Source organism: Sphingomonas sp. URJC2, assembly GCF_059803575.1.
The window spans coordinates 1-15,661 of sequence record NZ_JAPFGX010000021.1 but is presented as its reverse complement, the minus strand read 5'-3'; the positions used below and the strand labels follow the sequence as shown (position 1 = coordinate 15,661).

The following is a 15,661-nucleotide window of genomic DNA, read 5'->3' as shown; positions in this document are numbered from 1 at the left end:
CCGATGACCAACCAGTTCGACCTGACCGACGACCAGCGCGAGATTCAGGAGCTTGCGCGCCGTTTCACCGCCGAGCGGATCACCCCCCATGCCGGCGAGTGGGACGAAAAACACATCTTCCCGCGCGACACGATCCGCGCGGCGGCCGAGCTTGGCTTCGGCGCCATCTATGTGTCCGAGGATTCGGGCGGCATCGGGCTGGGGCGGCTCGAGGCGGCGCTGATCATGGAGGCGATGGCCTATGGCTGTCCGTCGACCAGCGCCTTCATCTCGATCCACAACATGGCCGCGTGGATGATCGACCGGTTCGGGTCGGATGCGCTCAAGGCGCGCTATCTGCCCAGGCTGGTCGGGATGGACTGGATCGCCAGCTATTGCCTGACCGAGCCGTCATCCGGCTCGGATGCGGCGGCGCTCAAGACCCGCGCGGTGCGCGACGGCGATGATTTCATCGTCTCGGGCACCAAGCAGTTCATCTCGGGCGGCGGCGAGAATGAGCTGTATCTGGTCATGGTCCGCACCGGGGCCGAAGGGCCCAAGGGGATCAGCTGCCTCGCGATCGAAAAGGACATGCCCGGCGTGTCGTTCGGCGCCAATGAGCGCAAGCTTGGCTGGCATTCGCAGCCGACCGCGCAGGTGATCCTCGACAATGTCCGCGTGCCCGCCGCCAATCTGGTCGGCGGCGAGGGCGAGGGGTTCCGCATCGCGATGATGGGGCTGGACGGCGGGCGGCTGAACATCGGTGCCTGCTCGCTGGGCGGGGCGCAGCGCGGGCTGGACGAGGCGGTCGCCTATGTGAAGGACCGCCAGCAATTCGGCCAGCCGATCGCCGAGTTCCAGAACACCCAGTTCATGCTGGCCGACATGGCGACCGAGCTGGAAGCGGCGCGGGCGCTGCTCTATCTCGCCGCTGCCAAGGTGACCGCCGATGCGCCCGACAAAACGCGCTTTGCCGCGATGGCGAAGCGGCTGGCGACCGACACCGGCTCGTCGGTGGTCGACCGCGCGCTCCAGCTGCATGGCGGCTATGGCTATCTGATGGATTATCCGATCGAACGGTTCTGGCGCGACCTGCGCGTCCATTCGATCCTTGAGGGGACGAATCAGGTGATGCGGATGATCGTCGGCCGGGACCTGCTGCGCCAATGAGCGGCGCGGCACCCGAAGCGGCCGGCATCATCGCCGCAACCGAAGGCGGCGTCGGCCGCATCCGGCTCGACCGGCCATCGGCGATCCATGCGCTGACCCGGCCGATGTGCGCGGCGGTGCTCGCCGCGCTCGACGGCTGGAGCCGCGACGATGCGGTGCGCGCGATCCTGATCGACCATGCCGCCGGGCGCGGTTTCTGCGCCGGCGGCGACATCCGCATGCTGGCGGACTCTGGCGCGGGCGACGGGGCGGAGGCGCGCGCTTTCTTCCACACCGAATACCGGATGAACCACCGGCTGTTCACCTACGCCAAGCCGCTGGTCGCGTTCATGGACGGGATCACCATGGGCGGCGGCGTTGGCCTCGCCATGCCCTGCCGGTTCCGCGTGGCGACCGAAAACACCCGCTTTGCGATGCCCGAAACCGGGATCGGCCTGTTCCCCGATGTCGGCGGCGGCTGGTATCTGTCGCGGCTGCCGGGGCGGGTGGGGCAGTTTCTGGCCCTGACCGGGGCGCGGCTCGACGGGGCGGAATGCCTGCTGCTCGGCCTTGCCACCCATTACATCCCGTCCGCCGCGCTGGATGAGGTGAAGGCGCGCATCGCCGCCGATCCGGGCGCGCTCGAAGCGATCCTCGAGGCTTATGACACTGATCCGCCCCCGGCGCGGATCGAGGACAATCTGCCGCTGATCGACCGGCTGTTCGCGTCTGATCGGCTGGAGGAGATTTTCGCCGATCTCGCCGCCGATCCGTCCGACTGGGCGGCGCGGGAGCTGAAGACGCTCACCACCAAATCGCCGCAGACGATGAAGGTCGCGCTGCGCCAGCTGGCCGAGGGCGCGGAGATGGCCGATTTCGCCGCCGAAATGGCGCAGGAATATGCCATTGCCGCCCGTGTCGTGCAGATGCCCGACTTTCTCGAGGGCGTGCGCGCGGTGATTATCGACAAGGACAATGCCCCGCGCTGGACGGCGGCGCGGCCGGAAGACGTGCCCGATGCGCTGATCGACGGCATTTTTGCGCCGCTGCCGGCCGACCAGGCCTGGACCCCCGCTGACTGATCTTCGCTGCCAAGGACCCGAATGATGCGCCATGAGACCATCCTGATCGAACGCCATGATGCGGTGACGCTGGTGCGGCTGAACCGGCCGCAGGCGCTCAACGCGCTCAACAGCCAGGTGCTGGCCGAGCTGATCGACGTGTTCGCCGCCTATGACGCCGATCCGGCGCAGCGCTGCCTGGTGCTGACCGGCAGCGAAAAGGCCTTTGCCGCCGGGGCCGACATCAAGGAAATGTCGTCCCAGGGCTTTGCCGACATGTATGGCTCCAACTTCTTTGCCGGCTGGGAACGGGTGACGGCGACGCGCAAGCCGTGGATCGCGGCGGTCGCCGGCTATGCGCTGGGCGGCGGCTGCGAAGTGGCGATGATGGCCGATTTCATCATCGCCGCCGACACCGCGAAGTTCGGCCAGCCGGAAATCAAGCTGGGCGTGTCGCCGGGCATGGGCGGGTCGCAGCGGCTGACCCGCGCGATTGGCAAGGCCAAGGCGATGGAAATGTGCCTGACCGGGCGGATGATGGACGCCGCCGAGGCCGAGCGCGCCGGGCTGGTCGCCCGCATCGTCGCCGCCGATGCGCTGATCGACGAAGCGCTCAAGACCGCGGCCGTCATCGCCGGGATGCCGCCGCTTGCCGCCATCGCCAACAAGGAAATGGTCAACGCCGCGTTCGAGACCCAGCTTGGTCAGGGGATCCTGTTCGAGCGTCGGCTGTTCCACGGACTGTTCGGCACCGAGGATCAGAAGGAAGGCATGGCCGCGTTCGTCGAAAAGCGGCCGGGCGTCTGGACCGGGCGCTGATTGCCCCCGGCTGCCCCTCCGATATTGGCTGAGTTACTGCGGAAAAAGGATCGCTTCATGGCGCGCATCGGGTTCATCGGGCTGGGCAATATGGGCGGCGGCATGGCCGCCAATCTGGCGCGCGGCGGGCATGATGTCCGCGCGTTCGACCTGTCGGCCGAGGCGCTGGCGCGGGCCGGGGCGGCGGGCTGCCTTGCCGCCGCCACCGCCGCCGAGGCCGCATCGGGGGCAGAGGCGGTGATCACGATGCTGCCGGCCGGAACCCATGTCGCGCAGGTGTATGAGGAAGCGGTGTTCGCCGCCGCCCCGGCGGGTGCGCTGCTGATCGACTGTTCGACGATCGACGTCGCCACCGCCCGGCGCGTGGCCGAGGCGGCGGTCGCGCGCGGGCTGGCGGCGGTCGATGCGCCGGTGTCGGGCGGGATCGCGGCGGCGGCGGGCGGCACGCTGACCTTCATGGTCGGCGGCCCGGCCGAGGCGTTCCGCCGCGCCGAACCGATTCTGGCGCTGATGGGCAAGGCGGTGATCCATGCCGGCCCGGCCGGGGCAGGGCAGGCGGCCAAGATCTGCAACAACATGCTGCTTGGCGCGTCGATGGTGGCGACCGCCGAGACGTTCCTGCTCGCGCGCAAGCTCGGCCTTGATCCGCAGACCTTTTACGACATCGCGTCCAAGGCGTCGGGCCAGTGCTGGTCGATGACCAGCTATTGCCCGCTGCCCGGCGTCGGGCCGGACAGCCCGGCCGACCGCGATTATCAGGGTGGGTTCGCCGCCGCGCTGATGCTCAAGGATCTGAAGCTGGCGGTGAAGGCCGCCGCCGATGCCGATGCCAGCGTGCCGATGGGCGCGGAGGCGATGGCGCTGTATCAGGCCTTTGCCAATCAGGGGCAGGGCGGGCTCGATTTCTCCGGCATCATCAGGATGCTCGACTGAGCTGCGGCGCAGGCCGGGCTGCCCCGCATTTTCCGGGCCGCCGGGTGATTCCACCCGGCTCGAAAATGCGCGCTCTTGTCTGCCGCATTTTCCGGGTCACCGGGTGATTCCACCCGGTTCGAAAATGCGCGCTCTTGTCTGCCGCATTTTCCGGGCCACCGGGTGATTCCACCCGGTTCGAAAATGCTCTAGGGGCGGGGCCATGTCGATCAAGCACGCCCTTTCCGTCACGCGCGCGGCCGATTTTGCCGCCTGGTATCAGACCGTCATCGCCGAAGCCGACATGGCCGAGGATTCGGGCGTGCGCGGCTGCATGGTCATCCGGCCATGGGGCTATGGCATCTGGGAACGCATCCAGCGCCTGCTCGATGACCGGATCAAGGCGACCGGCCATGAGAATTGCTATTTCCCGCTGTTCATCCCGCTGTCCTATTTCGAAAAGGAAGCGGAGCATGTCGACGGCTTTGCCAAGGAAATGGCGGTCGTCACCCATCACCGCCTCGTCCAGAAGGACGGCCGGCTGGTGCCCGATCCTGAGGCGAAGCTGGAAGAGCCTTTGGTCGTCCGCCCGACCTCGGAAACGGTGATTGGTGCGGCGATGTCGCGCTGGGTGCAGAGCTGGCGCGACCTGCCGGTGCTGATCAACCAATGGGCCAATGTCGTGCGCTGGGAAATGCGCACCCGCATGTTCCTGCGCACCGCCGAGTTTCTGTGGCAGGAGGGCCATACCGCCCATGCCACGGTCGACGAGGCGCGCGACGAGACGATGAAGATGCTCGAGGTCTATCGCAGCTTTGCCGAGGATTGCCTGGCGATGCCGGTGGTCGCCGGCGAGAAGCCGGAAAATGAACGTTTCCCCGGCGCGGTCTCGACCTATTCGATCGAGGCGATGATGCAGGACGGCAAGGCGTTGCAGGCCGGCACCTCGCATTTCCTCGGCACCACTTTTTCTTCGGCGCAGGACATCAGGTTCCAGAATTCGGAAGGCCAGTTCGAGCTGGCGCAGACCACCAGCTGGGGCGTCTCGACCCGGATGATCGGCGGGCTGATCATGGTGCATGGCGATGATGACGGGCTGCGCGTGCCGCCGATGGTCGCGCCCTGGCAGATCGTGATCGTGCCGATGCTGCGCGACCAGCCCGAGGACGCGGCGGTGGTCGATTATTGCAAGGCGCTCCAGGCCGAACTGGCAAAGCTCAGCGCGCTGGGCGAGCCGGTGCGCGCGCTGCTCGACCTCAAGGCTGCCAAGGCGCAGACCAAGCGCTGGGGCTGGGTGAAGAAGGGCGCGCCGCTGGTGATCGAGGTCGGCGGGCGCGACGTTGCCGGGGGCAATGTCTCGGTCATTCGCCGCGATCGGCTCTACCGCGAGGACGGCAAGCTCGATGCGCAGATCCTGCCGCGTGGCGACTTCGTTGCCGGGGCGGCGGCGATGCTGGAGGATATTCAGCAGGCGCTCTACCAGCAGGCGCGGGCGCGGCTGGACAGCAATATCCGCCGCGACATCACCGATTTCGACGCGCTGGCGGCGATGTTTGCCGAAAAGGCGACGGTTCCGGGCTGGGCCGAGGTCAACTGGGCCAGGCCGACCGGTGCCGAGCTGGACGCGGTGGTCGAGCGGCTGAAGGCGCTGAAGCTCACCTTCCGCAACGTCGCCAGCGACGCCGCGCCGGCCGAGGGCGATTGCATCTTCACCGGCAAGCCGGCGGTCGAGCGGATTCTGGTCGCGCGCGCCTATTGATGCGGGAGCGGTGATTGGTGAGCGGGGCGGGCGGCCTTAGCCCGCCCGCCTACCTGTTGCCTGTTTCCGCCAGATAGGCGGCCAGCCGTTCCGGATCGACTGCGCCGGTCAGGCCGATCTTGGTGCGCCGCCACAAAATGTCCTCGGGCGTCTTCGCCCATTCGCGCGCGACCAGCCAGTCGACCTCGCGCGCCGTCAGCCCGGCGCCGAAATCCGTGCCCAGATCGGCCTCGGTCGTGACACCGGCCAGCATCTCGTCGAGCAGCCCGCCATAGGCCCGCGCCATTCTGAGGCTGCGCGCTTCGCCCAGAAACGGCCAGAGCTGCCGCACCCGCGCGAGGAACGCCGCGAAATCGCCGATCTCGCCGCCCGGCAGCGGCCTGTCGCGCGTCATCGGCCGCGTGGTCAGGCCGAGCGGCCCGGCCAGCCGCTCCACCGCCACTTCGCCCAGATGCCGGGCGGTGGTGATCTTGCCGCCGAACACCGACAGGAGCGGCGGGCCGCTCTCGTCCAGTTCGAGCACATAGTCGCGCGTCACCTGCTGCGCCTCGCTCGCCCCGTCGTCATAGAGCGAGCGGATGCCGGCATAGGTGGCGATGATGTCGGCGCTGGTCAGCTGGCGCGGGAAATAGCGGTTGACGGCGGCGAGCAGATAATCGGTTTCCGCCGCGCTGATCCGCGCGTCGCGCGGGTCGTCAACGGCGACATCGGTGGTGCCGACAAGCGTGGTGCCGTTTTCATAGGGAATGGCGAACACGATCCGCCGGTCCGGCTGTTGCAGGATATAGGCATGATCGCCGGCAAACAGGCCGGGGACGATGATGTGGCTGCCGCGGATCAGCCGCGCCCCGGCCCGGGCGTTGACGCCCAGCCGCCCGCCGGCTTCCGCCACCCATGGCCCGGCGGCGTTGACGATGGCACGCGCGCTGATTTCACGCCCGCCCGCCAGATAGGCCTGCCACTGCCCGCCCTGACGCCGGGCCGACAGCAGCTCGGTCCGGGTCAGGATTTCGGTGCCGTGCCGCGCCGCGTCGACCGCGTTCAGCACCACCAGCCGGGCATCGTCGACCCAGGCATCCGAATAGGAAAAGCCCGGCAGCGCGCGCCTGAGCGGGGCGAGCAGCGGCGATCCGCGCCGCAGCCCGCGCGAGCGCGGCAGCGACATGCGGCCGCCCAGATGATCGTAGAGAAACAGCCCCGCGCGCACCATCCACCAGGGGCGCAGCGCATGATCGTGCGGCAGCACGAACTGCATCGGATAGATGATGTGCGGGGCCATGCGCACCAGCCGCTCGCGCTCGATCAGCGCCTCGCGCACCAGCTTGAACTCGAAAAACTCCAGATAGCGCAGCCCGCCATGGATCAGCTTGGTCGAGGCCGAGGAGGTCGCCCCGGCAAGGTCGCCCTTGTCGACCAGGATGACGCGCAGCCTGTTGAGCGCCGCCTCACGCGCAATCGCGGTGCCGTTGATCCCGCCGCCGATGATGAGAAGATCGCAGTCGGTCACGTTCGCCCTTCTGACAACGCTATCTTGTTGCACGTCCCATAGCGCGGCGGCATCCCTTCCGTCGATAGGGCCTTCCGTCGATAGGGCCTTCCGTCGATAGGCACTCCATCGATACGCCCTCCGCCGGATCGGCGAAAGCCGGGGCGTGCCGCCGCACCCGCCCGGCGGGGCTGGCATCGCACCGGGGCGGGGTCTAGACCGGGCCATGGCCCGATCCCCCGAACGCTCCGCATCCGCCCGCTCCGACACCAGCCGCGCTGCGCCCAGGCGCGGCCGCAAGCCCGTGCCCGGCCTGCCGACGCGCGAACAGATCCTTGATTTCATCACCCGGTCCGACACGCCGGCGGGCAAGCGCGAAATCGCCCGCGCCTTTGGCCTGTCGGGCGCGGACAAGATCGCGCTCAAGGCGCTGCTCAAGGACATGGCCGATGAAGGGCTGATCGACAGCGCCCCCGGCCGCGCGTTTCACAAGATGGGCGGCGTGCCCAAGGTGACGGTGCTGCGCGTCGTCGATGTCGATGAGGACGGCCAGGCCTGGGCGGTGCCCGAACGCTGGGAAGCGGCCACCCCGCCGCCGCGCCTGCGCCTGCGCGAACGCCGGCGGCAATCGGCGGTGGCGCCCGGCGACCGGGTGCTGGCACGCACCGAGGAGGCCGGGCGCGGCTGGATCGCCCATCCGATGAAGACGCTGGCGCGCGGCTCCGAACAATTGCTCGGCGTGCTGCACCGCGAGGGCGAGCGCTTGTGGCTGCGGGGCGTGGAAAAGCGTGAACGGCGCGAGCTGCCCGTGTCCGATGCCGGCAATGCCGAGCCGGGCGATCTGGTGCTGGCTGAAAAGACCGGCCGGCCGCCGCGCATCACCGCGCGCGTCGTCGAACGGCTGGGCGATCCGTTCCAGCCGCGCAGCTTCTCGCTGGTCGCCATCCACCGCCACGGCATTCCCGACCGCTTTGCCGACGAGGCGCTGGCGGAGGCGGAGCGGGTGGCGCGGATGGATCTGGGCGAACGCGAGGATCTGCGCCATTTGCCGATCGTCGCCATCGATCCGGCCGATGCCCGCGACCATGACGATGCGGTGTGGGCCGAGGAAATCGAGAGCGGCTGGCGCGCGATCGTCGCCATCGCCGATGTCAGCTTCTATGTCCGCCCCGGCTCTGCGCTCGACCGCGAGGCGCGGCGGCGCGGCAACAGCGTCTATTTCCCCGACCGGGTGGTGCCGATGCTGCCCGAAAGCCTGTCGGCCGATATCTGTTCGCTCAAGGCCGGGGCAGACCGCGCGGCGCTGGCCTGCCACCTGACCTTCGACCGCGCCGGGCGGATGACCGGCTGGCGCTTTGCCCGCGCGGTCGTGCGGATCGCCGCCAATATCGCCTATGAGGATGCGCAGGCGGCGATCGACGGCGTCGAGCGCGGGGAGGGGGCGGGGCCGGTGCCGCCCGCGCTGGTCGATCAGGCGCTGCGCCCGCTCTGGGGCTGCTGGGCGGCGCTTGCCAAGGCGCGCGACGCGCGCGAGCCGCTCGACCTTGATCTGCCCGAGCGGCGGGTGGTGCTCGATGAAACCGGGCGCATCCTGTCGGTCGCGCCGCGCGACCGGCTCGACGCGCACCGGCTGATCGAGGATTTCATGATCGCCGCCAATGTCGCAGCGGCGCGCGCGCTCGAAGACCGCAAGGCCCCGGTCATGTACCGCGTCCACGAACCGCCCTCGCGCGAGAAACTGGTCGCGCTCAAGGAATATCTCAAAAGCTTCGAGCTGGAGTTCGCGCTGGGCCAGGTGGTCAGGCCCGCGACCTTCAACCGGCTGATCGCGCGGGTGGGCGATGCCGATCACCGGCCGCAGGTGATGGAACAGATTCTGCGCACCCAGACCCAGGCCTATTACGCGCCGGTCAATGCCGGCCATTTCGGCCTGTCGCTCGCCTCCTATGCGCATTTCACCAGCCCCATTCGCCGCTATGCCGATCTGATCGTCCATCGCGCGCTGGTCGGCGCGCACGGCCTGACCCCGGCGACCGACCAGACGCGGCTGAGCGCCGCCGATGCCGACGCGATGGAGCGGATCGGCGAGACGATCAGCCAGCTCGAACGGCGGGCGATGGAGGCGGAGCGCGAGACCATCGACCGCTATGTCGCCGCCTATCTGGCCGATCATGTCGGCGAACTGGTCGCCGCCCGCATCACCGGTGTGCAGTCGTTCGGCTTTTTCGCGACGGTCGAAGGGCTGGGCGGCGACGGGCTGGTGCCCGTATCCACGCTGGGGGCGGAATATTTCCACCATGACGAGGGCCGGCAGACGCTGACCGGGGAGCACAGCGGCACCGTCTATGCCCCCGGCCAGCGGCTGCAACTGCGGCTGGCCGAGGCGAACCCGGTCAGCGGCGCATTGCGCTTCGCTCTGCCCGATGCGGTCGACGACGGGCCGTTCCCGGTGCGCGGCGGCCGGCCCCGTGTCATTCACCGGCGCGGACGACCGAAAAACATACGCCATAAATCAAGATGATAGGCGTCAGTCCGAAAATTCCTTTTGACATGTGTCACAAGACTGTCATCGTCCTTTCAACAAAGAGTCATGTTGAGAGGAGTCGATGATGCGCGGATCATTCCTTGTCCCCGTCACGGTCGCGCTGGCCGGCGCGGCGCTGTCGGCCACCGCCGCATCCGCCCAGTTGCAGATGCAGGTGCCGCCGCCCCAGCCGACGCAGGAGCAGCGTTATGGCTTCAACGCCATCCAGCGCGAGGATCTGACCGCGGCCGAGGCGCGGCTGGTGGCGCAGCGCGTCGCCGAGCCGAACGAGCCGGCGGTGCTGCTCAACCTCGCCCATGTCTACACCCGCACCGGCCGCGCAGATCAGGCCGAGGCATTGTACCGGCAGGTGCTGGGGGCCGAAAACGCGCTGATGGCGACGGCGTCCAGCCGCCCGGTCTGGTCGCATGATCTGGCGCAGCGCGGGCTTGACCGCACCCGGTCCATCGCCGCGCGCTAGAGCATTTTCAAGCCGGGTTGAAACACCCGGCGACCCAAAAAATACGGTAAATTAAAGGCCTGGAGCGGCTAATCCGATGCGATCGGATCTGCCGCTCTAAGCCGCGCTGATCGTCTTCACGCCGCAGGCCGAACGGCCCGGGTGCCCTGCGCCCGGGCCTTTTTCGTGTCGCCCGATCTCCGCCAAGCGCGGCGGGGCTGATCTGCCGCCGCGACATGCGGCTTGCCAGTTGCGAACAAAAACGCACACTGGGGCTGCACAAGAACAGCCAGGCAGAATCAGGAGAGCGCGCGATGATGAACTACCCCCACCATTATATCGATGGCGCCTGGGTGGAGAGCGAGGGCGGCCGCCCGCATCAGGTGATCAACCCGGCGACCGAGGAGCCGTGCACCGCGATCACGCTGGGCAGCGCGGCCGATGTCGACCGCGCCGTCGCCGCCGCGCGCCGCGCCTTTGACGATTTTTCGCGCACCAGCGTCGATGAGCGTGCGGCGCTGCTCGAACGCATCATTGCGGTCTACAAGACGCGCATGGCCGATATCGCCCGCGCGATCGCGGTCGAAATGGGCGCGCCGATGGGGCTGGCCTCGTCCGCTCAGGCCCCGGCCGGGCTTGGCCATTTCATGTATACGCTGCGCGCGCTCAGGGAGTTTCCGTTCGAGGAGATGATCGGCCGCACCCGCGTCGTCCACGAACCGATCGGCGTCGTCGCGATGATCACGCCGTGGAACTGGCCGATCAACCAGATCGTCGCCAAGGTCGCCCCGGCGCTGGCCGCGGGCAACACCATGGTGCTCAAGCCGTCGGAGGAAACCCCGGCCTCGGCCGCGATCCTCGCCGAGGTGCTGCACGAAGCGGGGGTGCCCAAGGGCGTGTTCAATCTGGTGCAGGGCGACGGGCCGACCGTGGGGGCGGCGCTGTCGGCGCACCGTGATGTCGATATGGTCAGCTTCACCGGATCGACCCGCGCCGGCACCGCGATTGCCGCCGCCGCCGCACCGACCGTCAAGCGCGTGCATCAGGAACTGGGCGGCAAGGCCCCCAATCTGGTGCTTGAAGGGGCCAAGCTTGCCGAAGTGCTGCCGCCGACGGTGATCGGCGTGCTCGCCAATAGCGGGCAGAGCTGCATCGCGCCGACCCGCATCCTCGTCCATCAGAGCCAGGTCGATGAAGCCACCGCGTTCATCAAGGCGATGATGGAGGCAACGCCGGTCGGCGATCCGCTGGCCGAGGGCAATCATATCGGCCCGGTCGTCAACCGCAGCCAGTGGGAAAAGATTCAGGGCCTGATCCAGAGCGCCATTGACGAGGGCGCGACCCTGATCACCGGCGGCACCGGCCTGCCCGAAGGCGTCAATCGCGGCTATTATGTCCGCCCGACGCTGTTCCGCGACGTGACGCCCGACATGCGCATCGCGCAGGAAGAGGTGTTCGGCCCGGTCGCCACGATCATGAGCTATGGCGACGAGGAAGAGGGCATCCGCATCGCCAACGACACGGTTTACGGCCTGTCGGCGACGATTTCGGGCGATCCAGAGCGGGCGGCGGGCGTTGCCCGGCGGCTGCGGGCCGGGCTGGTGACGATCAATGGCTGGTCGCCCGATCCGGGCGCGCCGTTCGGGGGTTACAAGCAGTCGGGCAATGGCCGCGAAAATGGCCGCTACGGGCTTGTTGATTTCATGGAGGTGAAGTCGGTGGTCGGCCTGCCGGCCTGATCCAACCCCGATGAGCGTCCCTTCGTGCCGGTCGCTGTCCCGCACCGGCACAGGGGGCGTCAAATCCCTGTCATCGGCGCTGTTTCCGTTTGGTGACAACGCTGTTAGTTGTGACGCATCGGGATGGACACTCCCGATCTTCGGTCTGGGCCGCTCTCCGCCACACGGGGGGCGGCCTCTTTCTTTGGCGGAGCCGGCCCCTCGCACGGAGGCGCTTCGGCGGCGCGGCCAGGGAGGGGAAGCCGCGCCGCCCGTCTGCGTCCCGGCAGGCGGCGGATGATCGCGCCCGGGCGCGGTCGCAGGCGTTTCGAAGCTGATCTGAGATAGGCGGAATGCCGCCCGGTTCAAGGCGACGGGCGGGGCCGCCCCGCAGTTAGAGCGGTTTCCGATCCGATTGCATCGGATCGGCCGCTCTAGCCCTTTGATTTGCCGCATTTTCCGAGTCGCCGGGTGATTCAACCCGGCTTGAAAATGCTCTATTGCAGCCGGTAGACGATGCTGGCGCGGCTGACCGTGCCCGAGGCGCTGATCGCACGTTCCCGATCTTCCTCGATCCGGTATTCATAGGACAGACGCAGGTTCAGCCGTTCCGACACCTTGCTGTTGAGCGCCGAGGTCAGCACCCCGCTCGACGTGCCCTGTTCGTAATAGATCGACGCCCGTTGCGAGAAATCGAGCCGGGGATTGATCGTCCAGTCGAGATCGAGCGAGCCGCGCCCGGCCAGACGTTCGCGGACCGCCGTGCCGGTGTCGGTCACGCGCAGCGCCGGCCCGCCTTCGAGCGCGACCTTCAGCCGGTCACCGCGATTGAGCGCCCAGCCCGCGCCGGCCCCGGTGGTCACGCGCTGTTCATAGCCAAGGCCCGGATCGCGTTCGTACAGCCCAAGCCCGAACAGATAGCCGCGCTTGTCGATGGTTCGGCGCGGCTGCCAGGAGGCGACGATCCGTTCGACCGCATTCACCCCTTCGGCATCCTGCACTTCGGCACGCGCGCTCAGCCTGTGGGTCCAGTTCACCCCCGCGCGCTCGGCATCGATCGAGGCGACAAGGCCAAGGCTCGACACCGGGCCGGTCGCGCGGCTGGCGCCGAACTCGATCTTGCCGGTCCAGTTGTCGAGCGGGCCGGCGGCCGCGCGGCGCTGCTGGTCGGCCTGTGCCGCCGCCAGCCGCACCGCCTCGCGCTGCGCGGCATGGGCGGCCTGCAGCGCATCGAGCGCGGCGGCGGCATCGGGCCGCGCCGTCCGCGCATAGCCGAACAGCCGGTCGATCACCGCCTCGTCGCCCGCCGCGATCGCCGCGTCGATCACCGCTTTCAGGTCCGGCGGCACAGCGTTCTGGCCGGGTTCGGCAGCCGCGGGCGCGGGGGCGGACAGTGCCGGCGGCACCGGAGGCGCTTGATCGAACATGGCGATGGTGTAGCGAGGCGCGGCGTCGTGTGCCAGCAGCTTGCGGCTTGACGCATGCGCCCCTCGCTCTCCACCCTCGCGCGTGCGTGGGAAAGGCCTGAACGGACCAATATGCAGCTTGTCATCGTCGAATCGCCCGCCAAGGCGAAGACCATCGAGAAATATCTGGGCCGCGATTTCCGGGTGCTCGCTTCCTATGGCCATATCCGCGACCTGCCGCCCAAGGACGGATCGGTCGATCCCGATGACGGCTTTGCGATGGAATGGGAGGTCTATGGCGACAAGGCCCGCCAGCTCAAGGCAATCGCCGACGAGGCACGCGGGGCCGACCGCCTGATCCTCGCGACCGACCCTGATCGCGAGGGGGAGGCGATCAGCTGGCATGTGCAGGAAGTGCTGCGCCAGAAAAAGGCGCTGCCCGCGCAGGTCGAGCGCGTGACCTTCAACGCGATCACCAAGGCTGCGGTCACCGAGGCGATGGCGCGGCCGCGCGCGCTCGACGAGGATCTGATCGATGCCTATCGGGCGCGCCGCGCGCTCGACTATCTGGTCGGCTTCACCCTGTCGCCGATCCTGTGGCGCAAGCTTCCGGGCGCGAAATCGGCCGGGCGCGTCCAGTCGGTCGCGCTCCGGCTGGTCGTCGACCGCGAACGCGAGATCGAGGCGTTCCGCGCCCAGGAATATTGGTCGATCACCGCCCAGATGGAGCAGGATGGCACGCCGTTCATCGCCCGGCTGGTCCGGCTGAAAGGGGAAAAGCTCGACCGGCTGTCGATCGCGACCGAAGCGGCGGCCGAAGAGGCGCGCCGCACGGTCGAGGCCGGGCGTTTCGCCGTGGCAAGCGTCGAGACCAAGCCGCTGACCCGCAATCCGCCGCCGCCCTTCACCACCTCGACCCTCCAGCAGGAAGCGGCGCGCAAGCTCGGCTTTTCGGCCAGCCACACGATGCGCATCGCCCAGGCGCTCTATGAGGACGGGGCGATCACCTATATGCGTACCGACGGCGTGCAGATGGATGCCAGCGCCATCTCCGCCGCGCGTGCCGCCATCGCCAATCGCTATGACGGCGCGTTCGTGCCCGACAAGCCGCGCCAGTATCAGACCAAGGCCAAGAATGCGCAGGAAGCCCATGAGGCGATCCGGCCGACCGATTTTTCCCGCGACCGTGCCGGATCGGGCGATCATGCGCGGCTCTATGAGCTGATCTTCAAGCGTGCGCTGGCCAGCCAGATGGCCTCGGCCCGGCTGGAACGCACGACCGTCGAGCTGGAGGATGGCACCGGCCGCACCGCGCTGCGCGCGACCGGGCAGGTGGTGCTGTTCCCCGGCTATCTCGCCCTTTACGAGGAAGGGCGCGACGACCAGAGTATCGCCACGCCCGGCGATGGCGATGACGAGGATGGCCGCCTGCCGCGCATGGCGCAGGGCGACGCGCCGGCGCGCAAGGTCGTGCATGCCGAACGCCATTCCACCCAGCCGCCGCCGCGCTTTTCCGAAGCGAGCCTCGTCAAGCGGCTGGAGGAACTGGGCATTGGCCGCCCGTCCACCTATGCGTCGATCCTGCAGGTGCTGAAGGACCGCGCCTATGTGCGGGTGGAAAAGAACCGGTTTTTCCCTGAGGAAAGCGGGCGGCTGCTGACCGCGTTTCTGGAACGCTTTTTCGACCGCTATGTCAGCTATGACTTCACCGCCGGGCTGGAGGACGAGCTGGACGACATCTCCGGCGGCCGTGCCCAGTGGCAGGCGGTGCTCGAGGCGTTCTGGCGCGATTTCAAGCCCAAGACCGCGCAGGTGATGGAGCAGAAACCCTCCGACATCACCGCCGCGCTCGATGCGTTTCTGGGCGATTATCTGTTCCCGGCGCGCGACGATGGTCAGGATGCGCGGCTGTGCCCGCAATGCCAGCAGGGCCGGCTGAGCCTGAGGGGCGGGCGGTTCGGCGCGTTCATCGCCTGCTCCAATTACCCGGACTGCAAATATACCCGCCGCTTCGGCCAGGGTGAGGGCGAGGGCGGCGAGAGCGGCGGCGACGCCGTGCTCGGCCAGGACCCCGCAACCGGGCTGGATGTGGCGCGCAAGACCGGCCGGTTCGGCCCCTATATCCAGCTGGGTGACGGCAAGGATGCCAAGCGCGCCTCGATCCCCAAGGATATCGGGGCGATCGACCTTGACTGGGCGCTCAAGCTGCTGAGCCTGCCGCGTGAGATCGGCCCGCATCCGGAGACCGGCCAGCCGATCACCGCGTCGATCGGTCGCTATGGCCCCTATCTGGCGCATGACGGCAAATATGCGCGCCTCGCCTCGACCGCCGAGGTGTTCGAGACCGGCATGAACGCCGCCGTGGTCAAGCTGGCCGAGGCGGCGAGC

11 protein-coding genes are annotated in these 15,661 nt (G+C 68.4%); 9 read left to right on the top strand and 2 right to left on the bottom strand.

Features of this window, described 5'->3' with window-relative positions:
• Positions 1-3: 3 nt before the first annotated feature.
• The 5 genes from OPU66_RS09280 (at position 4) to proS (ending at position 5,679) form a co-directional block, all read left to right on the top strand.
• The gene (locus OPU66_RS09280) at positions 4-1,149 is read left to right on the top strand and encodes an acyl-CoA dehydrogenase family protein (protein ID WP_498553343.1); all 1,146 of its coding nucleotides are present in this window, start codon (positions 4-6) and stop codon (positions 1,147-1,149) included.
• Positions 1,146-2,210 carry an enoyl-CoA hydratase/isomerase family protein gene (locus OPU66_RS09275; protein ID WP_498553342.1) on the top strand — a complete coding sequence of 355 codons (1,065 nt, stop codon included), beginning with the start codon at positions 1,146-1,148 and terminating at the stop codon, positions 2,208-2,210. Before OPU66_RS09280 ends, OPU66_RS09275 begins: the two co-directional genes overlap by 4 nt.
• A gap of 24 nt (positions 2,211-2,234) precedes the next feature.
• Complete coding sequence (locus OPU66_RS09270; protein WP_498553377.1) at positions 2,235-3,008, top strand: enoyl-CoA hydratase; 774 nt, start codon at positions 2,235-2,237, stop codon at positions 3,006-3,008.
• 57 nt (positions 3,009-3,065) lie between these two features.
• Positions 3,066-3,941: a 3-hydroxyisobutyrate dehydrogenase gene (mmsB, locus tag OPU66_RS09265; protein WP_498553341.1), complete on the top strand. Its 876-nt coding sequence runs from the start codon at positions 3,066-3,068 to the stop codon at positions 3,939-3,941.
• 202 nt (positions 3,942-4,143) lie between these two features.
• On the top strand, positions 4,144-5,679 hold the full coding sequence (gene proS / locus OPU66_RS09260; RefSeq protein WP_498553340.1) for a proline--tRNA ligase: 1,536 nt from the start codon (positions 4,144-4,146) through the stop codon (positions 5,677-5,679).
• Between the two features lie 49 nt (positions 5,680-5,728).
• Here the strand turns inward: proS and glpD are convergent, their stop codons facing one another.
• Positions 5,729-7,186 carry a glycerol-3-phosphate dehydrogenase gene (glpD, locus tag OPU66_RS09255; protein ID WP_498553339.1) on the bottom strand — a complete coding sequence of 486 codons (1,458 nt, stop codon included), beginning with the start codon at positions 7,184-7,186 and terminating at the stop codon, positions 5,729-5,731.
• A gap of 205 nt (positions 7,187-7,391) precedes the next feature.
• On the opposite strand from glpD, the gene rnr reads away from it, so the two are divergent.
• From rnr to OPU66_RS09240, 3 genes are all read left to right on the top strand, one after another.
• Positions 7,392-9,686 carry a ribonuclease R gene (rnr, locus tag OPU66_RS09250; protein ID WP_498553338.1) on the top strand — a complete coding sequence of 765 codons (2,295 nt, stop codon included), beginning with the start codon at positions 7,392-7,394 and terminating at the stop codon, positions 9,684-9,686.
• A gap of 85 nt (positions 9,687-9,771) precedes the next feature.
• Positions 9,772-10,170, top strand: coding sequence for a tetratricopeptide repeat protein (locus OPU66_RS09245; RefSeq protein ID WP_498553337.1), 399 nt, complete (start codon positions 9,772-9,774; stop codon positions 10,168-10,170).
• A 293-nt stretch (positions 10,171-10,463) separates the two neighbouring features.
• Positions 10,464-11,888: an aldehyde dehydrogenase family protein gene (locus tag OPU66_RS09240; RefSeq protein WP_498553336.1), complete on the top strand. Its 1,425-nt coding sequence runs from the start codon at positions 10,464-10,466 to the stop codon at positions 11,886-11,888.
• A gap of 476 nt (positions 11,889-12,364) precedes the next feature.
• On the opposite strand, the gene OPU66_RS09235 is transcribed toward OPU66_RS09240, so the two are convergent.
• Positions 12,365-13,294 carry a DUF481 domain-containing protein gene (locus OPU66_RS09235; RefSeq protein WP_498553335.1) on the bottom strand — a complete coding sequence of 310 codons (930 nt, stop codon included), beginning with the start codon at positions 13,292-13,294 and terminating at the stop codon, positions 12,365-12,367.
• 111 nt (positions 13,295-13,405) lie between these two features.
• Between OPU66_RS09235 and topA the strand changes: the two genes are divergently transcribed.
• Positions 13,406-15,661 (top strand): type I DNA topoisomerase (gene topA / locus OPU66_RS09230; protein WP_498553334.1); only part of this gene is annotated, 2,256 nt, incomplete at its 3' end.